We start from the raw sequence: 16248 nt of genomic DNA on the forward strand, positions 1-16248 counted from the left end.
TCAGCCTCCGATTGATGCCAGATGTGGTGTCACGCCACTATCACCGTCATGCAGGAAGTGGGTTTCACGTTTATGCGTTAAACCTTCCAGAATGCGGCTTTGTAATTCGCTGTTCTGCTCATCTGCCTGCAACAGATCGCGCAATGGCACCCCTTCCTCACCAAACAGACAAAGATGCAGTTTGCCGACTGACGAAACACGCAGACGATTGCAGTTGGTACAGAAATCTTTGCTGTACGGCATGATGAGGCCGATTTGCCCCTGATAGTCAGGATGCGAAAACACTTCTGCCGGGCCATCAGTCAGATTACGGTTTTGCTGAGTCCAGCCTTCCCGCAGCAGACGCGTTTTCACGGGCAGGCCGCTCTGATGATGTTTCTGGAAACGGGCATCCATTTCGCCGGTTTGCATCAGTTCAATTAAACGCAGTTGGATGGGCTGTTTCTTTAGCCAGAACAGGAATTGCGAGAGTTCGTGATCATTCAGATTTTTCAGTAAAACGGTGTTCACTTTGATCTTACGAAAACCGGCTTTTTGCGCGGCCTCTAAGCCTTCCAATATTTCGACGAGTTTGTTTTCACCGGTAATAAGCTGGAATTGACGCGGATCGAGGCTATCAATGCTGACATTGAGGGAGCGTAAACCGGCATCAAACCATTGCTGGGCGCGATCTTTCAGGCGATAGCCGTTGGTGGTCATCGCTACTTTTTCTATACCGGCGGTGTTGGCGACGGTTTCGATAATGGCGGGTAAATCACGACGCATTGACGGTTCACCACCGGTCAGGCGGATTTTCTTCACGCCCAATTCGGCAAAGCCGTACACCACCCGTCGGATCTCGTCGACAGTGAGGAATGATTTACGTCCGTCGGGGCGGTAGCCATCCGGCAGACAGTATGTGCAGCGAAAATTACATGCTTCTGTCACTGACAGACGCAGGTAATGAAAGCGGCGGGAAAAACCGTCTTCTAATATCATAAACACCTTTCCAAATTCGGGAGGCCAGTGCATTTCTTTACTGACCCTCGCAACATCGCTGCTGCTCGGCTGTATTGCCTTATCAGTGACTTAGGTAATACAGCTCGGTGTGTTGTTTTTTCGGTGTGTGTAACCCTTATTTTGCGAACGACACGTCGTGAATCCATCCTTGGAGACTTGGACGCCGCGTCCTGCGGCGTACAGTCGTCTGCAAAACAAGGGCTACACCCACCCTCTGTTTGTTCTATTTTTTTCATCCATCAAAGTGGATGAACTCATACTCTGAAGGCGACTGTGTGCCGCAGGGATGCGGCACTCAAGCTCCCATGGATGGGTTTACGGCGTGTCGATCTCAGAGTATGAGTTCGTCCGCGCACCATCCCCACATACAGCACAACTACTATTCTTCTTTAATTTCATCGATCTAAACTGCCCGCTTAATCCGTCGATCAGCAACAACTGACCACTCATCGGGATTCCGGCATTGGTCAGTAATTTCAGGGCTTCCATGGCTTGTAAACAACCAACCACCCCCACTATCGGGGCCAGCACGCCGGCTTCAACGCAGCTTTGCCCCTGATTAGCGGAGGATGAGTTAGAAAAAAACTGGCTGAAACAGTGGTAGCAGGGTTCGTCTTGCAGCCAGCGAAAAACGGAGACCTGACCTTCAAAGCGGATCGCAGCACCGGAAACCAGCGGGGTCTTTTGCTGAAAGCAGGTCAGATTTAATAAATTACGGGTATCCAGATTGTCACTGCAGTCGAGCACCAGACCGTGTGCTGCCACCAGCGACAGAACGGACGATTCATCCAGATAACGCGGGATCACTTCAAACTGACAATTCGGATTTAAAACCGCTAACGTTTGACGCGCTGATTCCGCCTTGTTCATGCCAATACGGGCATCGTGATGTAACACCTGCCGTTGCAGGTTGCTGACATCGACCGTATCACCATCCACCAGTGTGAGTTGCCCGACACCTGCAGTGGTCAGATATTGCGCGGCGGCACAGCCAAGGCCACCTAAGCCCACGATCAGCACGCATGCATTTTTCAGCGCCGTCTGACCATCAATATCGACACTACGCAGATTGATCTGACGGTGATAACGCAGCAGTTCCTGATCAGTCAGTTCTTTCATTCGTCACCTCAGTTCACGATCTCGTTAAACAATTCAATGGTGACTGACGAACCCGCAGGCACGTCTTTTTCCACGATAACGAAACAATTGGCGGCACACAGCGATGTGAACATGCCGGAACCTTGTGCGCCGGTGGATCGCACCGTGATCAGCCCATCAGCATTAACACTGATCAGCCCACGTTGGAAATCGACACGGTTTTTAGCACTACGGAAATTGTGTTCCGCAATGGCAGGAATACGTAATGGAGCGACGGTAATTTCACCCGCCAGTTTGCGTAACGCCGGTTGCACCAGCTGATAGAAAGTGACAAACGCAGAAACTGGGTTACCCGGCAAACCAAAGAAGTGTTTATCGCGGATCTTGCCGAATGCAAACGGTTTGCCCGGCTTCATGGCTACCGACCAGAAACCGACCTCGCCCAGTTCCAGCAGCAGATCTTTGGTGTAATCGGCTTCACCGACGGAAACACCACCAGAGGTAATAATGGCATCGGCGGACTGTGCAGCCTGAATAAAGGTATCGCGCAGTTGTGCCGGATCATCGGGAATAATGCCCAGATTCAGACATTCAATGCCCATCCGGTTCAGCATGGCTTCGATGCCATAACGATTAGAGTCGTAGATTTCGCCAGCTTGTAATGGCGTTCCAGGCATTTTCAGTTCATCACCGGTACTGAAAATGGCGACTTTCAGACGGCGGCGCACTTTAATTTCCGACAGACCCAGCGTAGCCAGTAACGGTAATGCGCGGGCATGCAGACGGGAGCCCGCTTTTAACACCACATCTCCGGTGCGAATTTCTTCGCCCAGATATCGAATATTGGCTTTTGCTTTTGGTGGCTGAGTAAACAACACGCCTTCCGGAGTCTGCGCCATGTGTTCCTGCATGATCACGGTGTCTAACCCCGCAGGCACCTGCGCACCAGTCATAATACGTAAACAAGCACCAGCAGGAATATCAGCGGTAAATGGTTGCCCCGCCAAAGCGGTTCCGGCAATGGCTAACGTTTGCCCGTCTACCCATTCCGCAAAACGAAAGGCGTAACCATCCATCGCGGAATTATCAAACGGAGGCATATTCAGCGGAGAAAGCACGTCCTCCGCTAAGATATGCCCCTGTGAATTTGCCAGAGACACTGTGACGCACTCCCTGACCGGCGTGATTTGCACCAGCATCGTATTTAATGCGTCCTGAACGCTCATTGCACCTGCATCACAGCAACTCATTTCGACTTCCTTATTCCGCTTTTAACCAGACTTCGTCACCGCGCACTTCCACCGGCCAGTTTTTTACGGCGATCCCCGGCGCGTCTAAGCAACGCCCGTCAGCCAGTGCGAAATGCTGTTTGTACAGTGGCGATGCCACACAGAGTTCATCCTGAATATCGCCGATGATGCCGCGGGACAACACAAAGGCTTCACCCAGCGGATCCCAGTTATCCAGTGCATATACCGACGGAATTTCATTCGGGATATAAAACACCGCCACCTGTTTGCCATTCACTAATGCAGTACGGCCAGAATGTTCAACCAGGTCGTTCAACTCACAAATTTTCTGCCAGCTCATACCAGCTCCTTAATCAAAATAAGTTCTTCATCTTGTTTCGGAATTGCCTGCTCACGAACGATTTGACGCGGTGGCATATAGGCTTCATCACTGTTCACAAATGGCGCAAAACGCTTCATTTTTTCCGGGTCTTCCAGCGTGGTTTTCCATTCACACTGATAGGTATTGATCAGGTGCTGCATCTGGTCTTCCAGTTCAGCGGTAATACCTAATTTGTCGTCGATGATGACCGATTTCAGGTAATCCAGACCGCCTTCCATGTTTTCCATCCACACGGAAGTACGTTGCAAACGATCACCAGTGCGGATGTAGAACACCATCAGGCGATCGATGTATTTGATCAGGTCTTCATCGCTCAAATCGGTAGCAAACAGATCAGCATGGCGTGGGCGCATACCGCCGTTACCACAGACGTACAAGTTCCAGCCTTTTTCAGTGGCAATCACACCAAAGTCTTTGCTTTGTGCTTCGGCGCATTCACGGGTGCAACCGGAAACAGCAAATTTGATTTTGTGAGGGGCACGGATGCCCTTGTAGCGATTCTCCAGCGTCACTGCCATGCCGGCAGAATCTTTCACGCCATAACGACACCAGGTTGAACCAACACACGATTTCACGGTACGCAATGATTTGCCGTAGGCATGGCCCGTCTCAAAACCGGCATCGACCAGCTCTTTCCAGATCACCGGCAGTTGATCGACGCGGGCACCGAATAAGTCGACACGCTGACCACCGGTGATCTTGGTGTAAAGGTTGTATTTCTTCGCCACCTGACCGAGCACAATCAGTTTGTCGGGGGTAATTTCACCGCCGGCAATACGTGGCACGATGGAATAGGTGCCGTCTTTTTGCAGGTTACCGAGGAACGCGTCATTGGTGTCCTGCAAAGGCTGGTGCTTTTTTTCCAGAATATGGTCATTCCACAGTGACGCCATGATGGAACCAATCATTGGTTTGCAGACATCACAACCGCGACCCTGACCGTGTTTGCTTAACACTTGTTCAAAACTTTTCAGCTCACCAACGCGGATCTGGTGGAACAATTCCTGACGGGTAAACGCGAAGTGCTCACAAACGTGATTGTTTGCTTCCATGCCCAGTTCAGTCAGCGTTTGATCGACAACCTGTTTCAGCAGATTTGAACAACCACCACAACCAGTTCCGGCTTTGGTGCAAGACTTCACATCAGCAACCGTGTGATTACCGGCTTTAACTGCCGCCACCACATCACCTTTGGTGACGTTATGGCAGGAACAAATCGTGGCGGTATCTGGCAATGCCAGTGAGGTTGGTTTCGCACTACCGCCTTCCGGCAGCAGCAGTGACAGCGCCGGATCTGGCAGCTCCATCTTGTTCAGATAAAATTGCAGCAGTTGATCGTAATCGCTGTTATCGCCAATCAAGATCGCACCGAGCAGGAATTTGCCGGTTTCATCAGTGACCAGCTTTTTGTAGATGCCGGACGGACGATCCAGCAGCAGTAATTCTTGCGCGCCGGCACTGGCGGCATGGCTGTCACCGATGGCGCCCACATCAACGCCCATCAGTTTCAGCTTGGTGCTCATATCGGCACCTTTAAAGCGGGTTTCACCGCCCAACAGAGAGCTGACCGCAGAGCGTGCCATCTGATAGCCAGGAGCAACCAGACCAAAAATTTTGCCGGACCACAGCGCACATTCGCCGATAGCCAGAATATCCGGATGCGAAGTCACACATTGTTCATCAATGGTGATACCACCGCGTTCACCCACAGCCAGACCCGCTTGACGAGCCAAACGATCTTCCGGACGGATACCCGCAGAGAACAGGATCACATCGGTTTCGAGATGGGTGCCGTCTTTAAACATCATGCGGTGCAGTGCACCTTCCCCATCGACGATTTTGTCGGTGGCGGTATCAACGTGCACTTTAACGCCCAAGCTACCAATTTTATTTTTCAGCAGATCACCGGCAACCGGATCAAGCTGCACCGGCATCAGGCGTGGCGCGAATTCAATGACGTGCGTTTCCAAACCGAGCAGACGCAGCGCGTTAGCCGCTTCCAGCCCCAGCAAACCGCCACCAACAACCACACCGGTGCGGCCACCAGCACAGGCATCACGGATTTCATCCAGGTCAGCCAGCGTGCGATAGACATAGCAACCTTTACGCTCGTGACCAGGAATAGGTGGAACGAACGGATAAGAACCGGTTGCCAGTACCATTTTGTCAAAAACATAAGATTCGCCCTGTTCGGAAGTAATAGTCTTGTTTACCAGATCCAGCGATTCGGCTTTACAACTCAGGATCAATGACACGCCTTTTTCGGCGTACCATTCCGGATCAGCCATCTGCAGCTCTTTCGGTGCACGACCGCCGAAAACTTCGGACAGATGTACCCGGTCATAGGCACTATCAGGCTCTGCACCTAATACGGTGACTTCAAATTGTTCCAGACCACCCGCGTTGACCAGTTGTTCAACAAAATGGTGGCCAACCATGCCGTTACCGACGACTAACAGACGTTGCTTGCTCATGTTTATGTTCCTTAAACTACGGCACTATTTTTGATAAAATCCGTTCCGATTAAATCCGTTTTAGTGGTTCTAGCACTCTTCTCGCGGGTTACTGTGTCAGCACCTGCTGGCGTAATACTCAAAAAAAAACGCCTCACTGGAATTAACCAGTGAGGCGTCATTGCCTGAGTGACCAAATTGTTGGAAAGCCAAGTTCTTGGAAAGACAGGTTGGCTAATCCGTTAACAATTTAGATACATTCAGCTTTCATGCCAGTTTTAAAAATCCTGTAAAACATAGCCTTTAGATGCATTTTTAAGGGTTTTAATGGTTTTCCATGATTCACGACGGTGCAATTGCACCAGATCAGTCAACCAGCATGGCGAAGATTCTGTGACCTAGCCTGCATTAAAAATGTGATAGAACATCTGGAGCAAATTTCCCAGCAACAAAGCCAAGGCAGTTAGCTTCCAGAATAAAACCGGGTTCTTTTCCAATATAGGGCGATGCTGTAAATCAGCTTCCAGCGCCCGATTCGGCGCTGAAATATCAGTAAAAAACTCAGAAAATGCCTCATAGCGGTTTTCCGGATCGGGCTGCAGTGCTTTTTGTAATGCCGCATCAACCCAGACCGGCAGATCTTTGCGGAAGTATTTCCCCGGCGTATAGGTCAATTCGGCATAACTGTTTAATTTACCCGCTCGCGGCGAACGTTCTTTATAAGGCAGTTTGCCGACCAGCATTTCATAGACAATGACGCCTAACGAAAACAAGTCAGAACGCATGGTACCGGGTAATCCCATGAGATATTCCGGTGCAATGTAATTCACACTGCCCTGCGGGATGGACTTATCCAATGGGGAATTCATCTCCTGACTGCCGGCGATCAGCACGGTGCCAAAATCGAGGATTTTGACCTTGCCCTCGGTGGTGAGCATGATGTTTTCCGGTTTTAGATCCTGATGCACCATGTCGTTGCGTTGAAAGGCGCGTAATCCGGCGATGATCTGTTTGGTGATCTCTCTGACAGCCGTTAATGCAGGTTCCGGATGTTCGTTGATCCAGGTTCTTAAATCGCAGCCAACAATATATTCGCCCAGATAATACATAAACTGTTTCGGCCGCAACGGCTTATAGGTTTTCATCACGTTCGGATGATCAATCGTCAACCCAACCCACTCTTCGCGGATAAAACCATCCAGATACAGCAGATCTTCGGTGAAATATTCTGACGGTGCCTTGAGCACAAACAACGCACCGGTTTCAATATCTTTGACTTTATACATATGGCTGCGCGTGCCGCTGAAGATAATATCCAGCACTTCATAGCCATCGATTTTATTTCCTACCTGCAACACTGGCGGAATGGGCAATTGGGTTAGCCGCTGCTGCGTTTCATCCAGTGTTTCATTAGGCAGCAAATCCACCGCGAGAATCAGTGCGGTTAGGTTATCGTCACTGGCTTTGTATAACGCCAGATCCACCAGCGCTTTGGCTTGTGCATCCAGATCATGCTCACGAGCAAGAATATCGCACATCATTTCTGGCGTCAGAACACTATGCACGCCATCGGAGGTGAGAATAATGCGATCACCCTCGCTGAGTAAGCGCTTTAAGTAATCAACTTCAAGGTGCGAATCTGCCCCTAATGCACGCGTCAGGTGTGTGCGTTTGCCGCTCATGGCGACATGATCGGTGGTTAGTTTTTCGAGTTGTTGATTGCTGTAGAGATAAATTCGGGTATCGCCGACATGAAAAGCATGCAGCGTGGACGATTTAATCACCGCAGCGGTGAATGTCGTCAGCATGCTGTCTTTGACGCCATGATTTTGCTGATTCTTCTGATATAACCAACGGTTCAGGCTGGTGATCACTTTGGAAGCGCTGGTGCTGACGCTCCAATTCGGCGAGGTGCTCAGGTAGTCATTGATGAAGCTGGTGACCGCGGTCTGGCTGGCAATATGCGAGTCTTCACAACTGCTCACGCCATCAGCAATGACGGCGACGATCCCTTTATAATCCAGTTCGTGATGGTCTGGGATCTTAACGGCAAACGCATCCTGATTAATGGCCTTTTGCCCTGCAATTGAATATCCGCCAACCCGAACCTGAAGGGATTTTGCCATGCTGCTTCACCCGTAATGTTTAATCTATATTTCAAAAAAAGAGAAACGGCTATTCTTATGAATAGCCGTTTTTATCCCTATAACTTAACTCACTTTGATGAGTTCTACCGTACCATCATCATTTATTTCTGCCATATGGCCACGAGGTTCATTCATAAACAAGATAGCAGTGATCCCCAAAATCGCGGTCGCTGCTATTACCAAAAAGAATGTTGAATAATCCACGAACGAGAGCACTGTAAGGAAGAACACACCGCCAGTATTACCATACGCCCCGGTCATGCCGGCAATTTGGCCAGTCAAGCGACGTTTAATAAGTGGCACCACCGCAAACACCGCACCACAACCGGCCTGCACACAGAATGAACAAGTTATGACGACCAGCACGGCAAAGAATAACGGCCATGCACTCGTGATCATCGACATCGCGCAAAAACCCACCGCCAGCCCGGCAATCACAAACATCAACGTCTTTTTCCGACCAAAATGGTCACTTAACCAGCCACCATAAGGGCGCGCGATCAGGTTCATGATGGCAAACAACGACCCGACTAAACCGGCATAGACCATGTCGAGCTTATACACATCGGCAAAGAACATTGGCAACATAGACACGACCGCCAACTCAGAACCAAAAGTGGTGAAATAGAGAATGTTAACTGCCGCAACTTGCTTAAATTGGTAACGCTGAATCTCCGGCACTGGTGTATGAAAGATCTCTTTATTGACCTTATAAACACAGAAACAGTCGTAAACCAGAATCGCCGCGAGAACTGCGTACACCCCGAAGGCCATGGAGTCAGAAATCAGCGCCACACCGTGTGGTGATAATTTCCAGGTGACTAACACCAGCGCAATATACATGGGCAGTTTCATCAGCAGCAGGAAGAAGAAATCGCCTTTACTGGTCACTTCCAGACCACCCATTTTTTTGGATTTAAAATAGGTGGAACCTTTCGGTGAATCAGAAACGTTGAAGTACCAGACAAAACTAAACGCCAAGCAGATCAAGCCAGAAAAACCAACGGCATAACGCCAGCCATCATCACCACCAAAGAACAAGGCGATCGTTGGCAGCAAAATAGCCGCCGCTGCCGAACCAAAATTCCCCCAACCGCCGTAGATACCTTCCGCGATGCCCAGTTCATTGGCCGGGAACCATTCGCTGACCATGCGGATACCGATAACAAATCCGGCACCGACAAAACCGAGCAGCAATCGGGCCATCGCCAGCTGGGCGAAATCGGTCGCGAACGCAAACCAGAAGCAGGGAATACTGCCTGCGAACAGTAAAAAGCTATAGGTCAGACGCGGGCCAAATTTATCGGTCAGCATACCGATAATGATACGGGCGGGAATGGTTAACGCGACATTCAGGATCAGCAGCGTTTTTACTTCTGCCATGCTGATATTCAGGGATTGGGCGATCAAACCCAGCAATGGCGCGTGGTTAAACCACACCACAAACGTGATAAAAAAGGCCATCCAACTCAGATGAAGAATCTTCATTTTGCCGGTAAATGACAGCATATTAAATTTATTATCTTGTTTCATAATGATTCCATCTTGTCTTGGAAACAAACCTAAACGCGTCCGATCTGCCACTGTTCCCAATAACATTGGGTCGGTGAAGCGAACGCCTTTGCTCTAAGTTGGTATTTTCCGACTGGCGTAGCGCTCAAAAAAAACGCCTCACTGGAATTAACCAGTGAGGCGTCATTGCCTGAGTGACCAAATTGTTGGAAAGCCCATCGGCTAATCCGTTAACAATTTAGATACATTCAGCTTTCATGCCAATTCTAAAAGCCCGACAAAACATAGCTTTTATATGTATTTTTAAGAGTTTTCATGGTTTCCCATGATTCACGACGGTGCAATTGCACCAGATCAGCCAACCAGTATTACGAAATTGGTTTTTCAGCAGCCAAATACATTAGGTTTCATTTTTGCCATTTGAAGCAAGGCATCGACCGTCATTCTCACCTTGGGCTGAATGTAGCGCGTGCGGGGCCAGATCACATGGATCGGCATCTTCGCGCCAGCGTAGCAATCCAGCACCGTGACCAACGCCCCGTTTTGCAGATGTTCCGAAATCAACCACGTCGGCAGTTGCGATAAACCACAACCATCCAGCGTGGCTTGCAGCATCATCTCGCCATCACCAAATTCATGGCGAACCAGGATCTGTTGCTGCTCTAATTCCCCTTTCGCATTTTTAAGCAACCAAGCTGCACGCAGCCCTTTCCGCCAACCAATGATGCAATCGTGTTGTAGTAAATCAGCTTTATCTATAACGGGTGGATTGTTACGTAAATAGTCAGGCGCCGCACAAATAACCAGCTCTTGATCGCCAAGCTTACGGGCAACCAATTCAGGATCGTTGTGTAAATCACCGATGCGAACAGCCAGATCAACCCCTTCCCCGATCATATCAATGGTGCGTTCACCAAACGTCAGTGTGAGATCGAGCTGAGAAAATTGCTTCGATAAATCAATCAACATGGGTGCGATATGCCGACGGCCGAACGCGGCGGGCAGATCGACACGCAACCGTCCTCTTGGCTCAGAGACGCCCGTTGACATGTTGCTCTCGATATCACGAAGCTCATCGATGATATGTAAACAACTGCTCAAATAGACTTCGCCTTCATGCGTCAAAACCAGTTTTCGCGTCGTGCGATGCAGCAGCTTTATGCCTAAACGCCGTTCTAACCGGGAAACACTTTTGCCCACGGCGGAACTGGTTACACCAAGCTGCAGAGCCGCTGCGGTAAAACTCTGCAGCTGGGCCGCTAATGTGAATTCCCGGATGCCATCGAAACTAAGCGGGTCCATCGTTAATTCCTCGTACTAAGCATTCAGATTTAATCCCTGCGGGATGAAGTGATTGTAATTTTACCCCATTAATGGCGAAAAAGTTTAGTAATAGACTATGCGGCACATGACCCACTGCAAATGAGCCTTTAATGAACACCGAGCTAAACAGACTACTTTCCCTTGAAGCGATTCGGCATCTACGCATCCAATATTGTCATTTTTTAGATACTAATCGCATGGATGAATTGGCCCAGCTATTTACCAACGATGCCGTCTGTTTTGTTGACCGCGCAGGTTGGCAGGGTCGTGAAGCCATACGGAATGGCTTGTCGCAGGCATTTGCGGAATATGACGTCCAACATCGGGGCGCTTACCCATTCCTGCATTCCATTTCCAATCATTGGATTGAAATTCTCAGCGAAGACCACGCCGAAGGACGTTGCTACCTCACCGATTTCGTCACTGAACGATCCGCCGGAATAAGCCCGTTATTACTTTTGGGATCATACGCAGACGAATATCTACGGGTTGATGGTAAATGGTTAATCAATCGAACCCGTTTAGATGTGGTGTGGCCCGAACCGAATGTCGGTGGCGGTGTTCCCGGTAATGGCCTCGTGCTGCCCTGACAATCGCTTAATTATGTTCTACCTTTCTTTTTCTATTTGAGGTTTTTAATGAGTCTTTTATTCACATCTTACGATCTGGCCGGTACTCAATTATCAAATCGTGTCGTGATGGCACCGATGACACGAGCAAGAGCATCAAACAATGTTCCGGATGAACAAACCGTTCTGTATTACGCACAACGCGCCTCTGCTGGCTTAATCATTTCTGAAGGTGTGCCGGTAAGCCAGGAAGGTTGCGGATATCTCTTCAACCCAAGCTTATATACGGATGAGCAAACGCAGGCTTGGCGCAAAGTGACCGATGCGGTTCATGCAAAAGGTGGAAAAATATTTGCTCAACTTTGGCATGTCGGACGCTTGTCGCATGTGTCAATTCAGCCAAATAACCAAGCGCCGGTATCATCCGTTGCCGAAGCGGTGGCGACGTCACATGCTTATGCCTGGGTTGAACCGGGCAAACCCGGCCGAGTCAAAGCTAGCACGCCACGCGCCTTGCTCACGGATGAAGTTCAACGAGTTACCGCTGATTTTGTGAAAGCAGGCCTGCGTGCTATCGAAGCGGGCTTTGATGGCGTTGAGTTGCACGGTGCAAACGGCTATCTGTTTGAACAATTCATCAACGGTGCTTTAAATAACCGTACGGATATTTATGGCGGATCAATCGCGAATCGACTGCGTTTTTTACTCGAAACGCTCGATGCATTGGCGGATAAACTGGGCAGTAACAAAGTGGGTGTTCGCTTATCGCCGTTTGGTCGACTGTATGACATGCATCCTTATGCGGAAGAGGCTGAAACTTGGCTAAGTTTAGCCAGTGCATTGAATGAACGAGACCTTGCCTATGTGCATTTGAGTGACCAGCTCACTATCGGTGCTGAAGCTATTCCTGATGGGTTTGCAACGCAATTTCGACAAAACTATAAAGGAACGCTGATTGCTGCGGGTGGTTTTACGCGTGAGTCAGCCGAACAAGCCCTGAGTAATGGCGATTTAGATCTGATTGCATTTGGCCGCCCATTTATCTCAAATCCCGATCTGGTAGAACGTATGCAAAATAACTGGCCTCTCGCGGAAAGTGATCGCGCAACCTATTATGGAATAGATGGTGCTGTTGAGAAGGGCTATACCGACTACCCCTTCTATGAAATAAAACCCGCCAGCTAACAAAAAAATCGGGCTTTAGAGAACCTCCAAAGCCCGAAATTCATACAAAAATAGCGCTAAGCAACTGCACTACTTTTCGTCGTTTTAGCCGTTTTCAAGCGGGTCACTTTGCTGTGTTTTTCATACAGGAAGCTCAGCACCTGCTGACGTAAATGGTGATAATGCGGGTTGTCTGCCAGCTCAACCCGATCACGTGGGCGCGGCAGATCGATATTCAGGATCTCACCCACAGTGGCCGATGGGCCGTTGGTCATCATCACAATACGATCAGACAGCAGCACCGCTTCATCCACGTCATGCGTGATCATGATGACGGTGTTGTTCAGTTCCGCCTGAATTTCCATTACCGAATCTTGCAAGTGAGCACGCGTCAGCGCATCCAATGCACCAAATGGCTCATCCATCAGCAGCACTTTTGGTGACATCGACAACGCACGGGCGATACCGACACGTTGTTTCATGCCGCCGGAGATCTCGTGCGGTTTTTTATCCAGCGCGTGGTCCATCTGTACCAGTGACAGGTAGTAACGCACTTTCTCTTCAATCTCTTTTTTGCTGGCCTCTTTCATCACCTGACGCACAGCCAGTTCAACGTTCTGATAGACCGATAACCAAGGCAATAAAGCGTGGTTCTGGAACACCACCGAACGCTCCGGGCCGGGGCCATCAACTTCACGACCATCGAGAATGATGCCGCCGGAAGTGGCTTCGGTCAGGCCAGCCACCAGATTCAGCACGGTACTTTTGCCACAACCGGAGTGGCCGATCAGGGAGATAAACTCACCTTTGGCGATCTTTAGATTTACATCAACCAGTGCTTCAAAAAAGCCTTTGTCGGTTTTGAAACGCATGCCCACGGCACTTAAATCGAGATAGGTTTTGCTCATTTTCAATATCCCTATTAATTAGCGCAGTTCACTGCGTTTATCCCAAGAGAACCATTTCTGCAGTTGCAGCATGCCACGATCCAGCATGAACCCGATGATACCAATCGTGACCACAGCAACCATGATACGAGCCAGTGACTGAGCGCTACCGTTCTGGAATTCATCCCACACGAATTTGCCTAAGCCCGGATTCTGCGCCAGCATTTCTGCTGCAATCAGCACCATCCACGCCACGCCCAGCGACAGGCGCAAGCCGGTGAAAATCATCGGTATCGCCGATGGCAGCACAATTTTGCGCACATGCGTCAGCGGGTCGAGTTTCAATACACGGCTGACGTTTTTTAAGTCAGGATCGATGTTCGCTACGCCCACGGTGGTATTCAGCAGTGTTGGCCACAGGCTGCACAGAGTTACCGTGAACGCGGAGTTGATGAATGATTTGGCGACCAATGGGTTATCACTGGAATAAACCGCACTCACCACCATCGTCACCAGCGGCAACCAGGCCAGTGGCGAGATAGGTTTCAGGATCTGAATAACCGGATTCAGCGCCTGATACATCCACTGATTAAGACCGAGGATGATCCCCATCGGAATCGCGATCAAACTGGCAACCAGAAAACCGGTCGCAACGGTGATCAGACTGGTGGTGATCTGATCAAAGAAGGTTGGGCGTCCGGTATACGGGCGCACCGTCACTTTAAAATCAGGATCGGCTTTTAACTTGTCAGCATTACGTTGCTCCTGACGTTGATAAAAGGCGGTTTTCTTATCTTGTTCTGCTTCGTGTTCATCCACCAAGCCCATAAATTGCTGGGCGGTCGCGACCGGGCCCGGTAAAGAGCCCAGTGTAGTAGTGACCTGACTTGCAGCTATTTGCCAGAAGAACAGGAAGGCAAGCAGACCCACGAATGGAAACGCCATATTTTGCCATTTGATATTCAGTAATGCTGACATGGTTAACTCTCCTCAACTTCAGCCTTAACCCTAATCTCAACCTATACCTGACATTTAAAGTTTCTGATCGCCTTTCAGGCCGATTGGAAATTGCTTCAGATAATCGTTAGGTTTGTGACCATCGTAGGTAATACCGTCGATGAACTTGTTATCGGGCGATTTATAGCCAGTTTCTTTGGCAAAATCAGGGAAGTCGCTGACTTTCATCTTGCCTTCAGCGATCAGCTCTTCTGCGGCCTGACGGTACACTTCCGGTTTGTAAACCTTCTTCGCCAGATCGGCATACCAACTGTCTGGTTTCGCTTCCGGGATCTGACCCCAGCGACGCATCTGCGTCAGATACCAAATCGCATCGGAGTAGTACGGGTAAGTCGCGTGATGACGGAAGAAGATGTTGAAGTCGGCAGCCGGACGTTTGTCGCCTTTTTCAAATTCAAAGGTGCCGGTCATGGAATTCGCGATCACTTTGGCATCAGCACCGACATATTCCGGTTTTGCCAGCAGGTTGACCGCTTCCTGACGATTAGCGTTGTTGTCCTGATCCAGCCAGTAAGCGGCACGGATCAGTGCTTTCACCAGATGGACGTGGGTATTCGGATATTTCTCAGCCCAGCTTTGCGCTACGCCAAAAACTTTTTCAGGATTGTTGTGCCAGATCTCAGCGTCAGTCACGACCGGCACACCGATACCTTTAAAGACCGCAGCCTGATTCCACGGTTCACCAACGCTGTAACCCAGGATTGTGCCGGCTTCCAGCGTAGCTGGCATTTGTGGTGGCGGGGTTACTGACAACAGGACATCGGCCTGTTGCTGTCCGGTGTTGTCCCCTTTCAGTGGCGCGTAAAAGCCAGGGTTCAGCCCACCTGCGGCCAGCCAGTAACGCAGCTCATAGTTATGAGTAGAGACCGGGAATACCATGCCCATGTTGAAGGCTTTGCCCTGATCTTTGTAAGACTGCACAACGGGTTTCAGCGCATCTGCTTTAATAGGATGCACCGGTTTACCGTCCGCGCCGGCGGGTACGTTGGCTTTCATCGCTTCCCAGATCTTATTGGAAACGGTGGTCGCATTACCGTTCAGATCCATACTGAACGCGGTCACCACATCGGCCTTGGTACCCACACCTGCAGTGGCACCCAACGGCTGACCAGCCAGCATATGTGCACCGTCTAATTCACCGGTGATCACGCGATCCAGCAGCACTTTCCAGTTGGCTTGTGCTTCCAGCGTGACATACAGCCCTTCATCTTCGAAATAGCCTTTCTCATAAGCGACCGCCAGAGGAGCCATATCAGTTAACTTGATAAAACCCAGTTTCAGCTCTTCTTTCTCAGGGGCGCCAACTTGCGCCTGCACCGCAGTTGAAACTAATACTGCACTTACCATCAGAGCCACTGCATTGCGTTTTAATGTGATCATTCCATTGCTCCAAAAAAAAACGCCTCACTGGTCAATTCCAGTGAGGCGTCATTGCCTGAGATACCAA

The 16248-nt window shown here is 49.8% G+C and carries 13 protein-coding genes and 1 riboswitch; of the genes, 2 read left to right on the forward strand and 11 right to left on the reverse strand.

Annotated features, from left to right (window positions below; translation table 11 throughout):
- From moaA to TOLA_RS08980, 8 genes are all read right to left on the reverse strand, one after another.
- Positions 1–978, reverse strand: coding sequence for a GTP 3',8-cyclase MoaA (gene moaA / locus TOLA_RS08945; RefSeq protein WP_041609503.1), 978 nt, complete (start codon positions 976–978; stop codon positions 1–3).
- Positions 966–1100: riboswitch (molybdenum cofactor riboswitch) on the reverse strand. (Overlaps the previous gene by 13 nt.)
- 214 nt (positions 1101–1314) lie before the next feature.
- Positions 1315–2118, reverse strand: coding sequence for a molybdopterin-synthase adenylyltransferase MoeB (locus tag TOLA_RS08950; protein ID WP_015878842.1), 804 nt, complete (start codon positions 2116–2118; stop codon positions 1315–1317).
- Positions 2119–2126: 8 nt separating this feature from the next.
- A complete protein-coding gene (moeA, locus tag TOLA_RS08955) occupies positions 2127–3347 on the reverse strand; it encodes a molybdopterin molybdotransferase MoeA (protein WP_015878843.1) in 1221 nt (406 codons plus the stop codon).
- Between the two features lie 10 nt (positions 3348–3357).
- A complete protein-coding gene (gene nirD, locus TOLA_RS08960) occupies positions 3358–3687 on the reverse strand; it encodes a nitrite reductase small subunit NirD (RefSeq protein WP_015878844.1) in 330 nt (109 codons plus the stop codon).
- Positions 3684–6203: a nitrite reductase large subunit NirB gene (gene nirB, locus TOLA_RS08965; protein ID WP_015878845.1), complete on the reverse strand. Its 2520-nt coding sequence runs from the start codon at positions 6201–6203 to the stop codon at positions 3684–3686. Before nirB ends, nirD begins: the two co-directional genes overlap by 4 nt.
- A 377-nt stretch (positions 6204–6580) precedes the next feature.
- Positions 6581–8308, reverse strand: a complete 1728-nt coding sequence (locus TOLA_RS08970; protein WP_015878846.1) for a bifunctional protein-serine/threonine kinase/phosphatase — start codon at positions 8306–8308, stop codon at positions 6581–6583.
- 84 nt (positions 8309–8392) lie between these two features.
- Positions 8393–9862 (reverse strand): NarK family nitrate/nitrite MFS transporter, encoded by a 1470-nt coding sequence (locus TOLA_RS08975; RefSeq protein WP_015878847.1) that lies wholly within the window; start codon positions 9860–9862, stop codon positions 8393–8395.
- A gap of 363 nt (positions 9863–10225) precedes the next feature.
- A complete protein-coding gene (locus tag TOLA_RS08980; protein WP_015878848.1) occupies positions 10226–11143 on the reverse strand; it encodes a LysR family transcriptional regulator in 918 nt (305 codons plus the stop codon).
- 131 nt (positions 11144–11274) lie between these two features.
- Between TOLA_RS08980 and TOLA_RS08985 the strand changes: the two genes are divergently transcribed.
- Both TOLA_RS08985 and TOLA_RS08990 read left to right on the forward strand, forming a co-directional pair.
- A complete protein-coding gene (locus TOLA_RS08985) occupies positions 11275–11754 on the forward strand; it encodes a nuclear transport factor 2 family protein (protein WP_015878849.1) in 480 nt (159 codons plus the stop codon).
- A 48-nt stretch (positions 11755–11802) separates the two neighbouring features.
- Positions 11803–12918 (forward strand): alkene reductase, encoded by a 1116-nt coding sequence (locus TOLA_RS08990; protein WP_015878850.1) that lies wholly within the window; start codon positions 11803–11805, stop codon positions 12916–12918.
- Positions 12919–12974: 56 nt separating this feature from the next.
- Here the strand turns inward: TOLA_RS08990 and TOLA_RS08995 are convergent, their stop codons facing one another.
- From TOLA_RS08995 to TOLA_RS09005, 3 genes are read right to left on the reverse strand one after another with little or no spacing between them, the layout of a single operon-like run.
- Positions 12975–13805 carry an ABC transporter ATP-binding protein gene (locus TOLA_RS08995; RefSeq protein ID WP_015878851.1) on the reverse strand — a complete coding sequence of 277 codons (831 nt, stop codon included), beginning with the start codon at positions 13803–13805 and terminating at the stop codon, positions 12975–12977.
- An 18-nt stretch (positions 13806–13823) separates the two neighbouring features.
- A complete protein-coding gene (locus TOLA_RS09000) occupies positions 13824–14762 on the reverse strand; it encodes an ABC transporter permease (RefSeq protein ID WP_015878852.1) in 939 nt (312 codons plus the stop codon).
- Positions 14763–14816: 54 nt separating this feature from the next.
- On the reverse strand, positions 14817–16181 hold the full coding sequence (locus TOLA_RS09005) for a CmpA/NrtA family ABC transporter substrate-binding protein (protein WP_015878853.1): 1365 nt from the start codon (positions 16179–16181) through the stop codon (positions 14817–14819).
- Between the last annotated feature and the right edge of the window lie 67 nt (positions 16182–16248).

This window comes from Tolumonas auensis DSM 9187 (assembly GCF_000023065.1).
GTDB classification, from domain to species: domain Bacteria; phylum Pseudomonadota; class Gammaproteobacteria; order Enterobacterales; family Aeromonadaceae; genus Tolumonas; species Tolumonas auensis.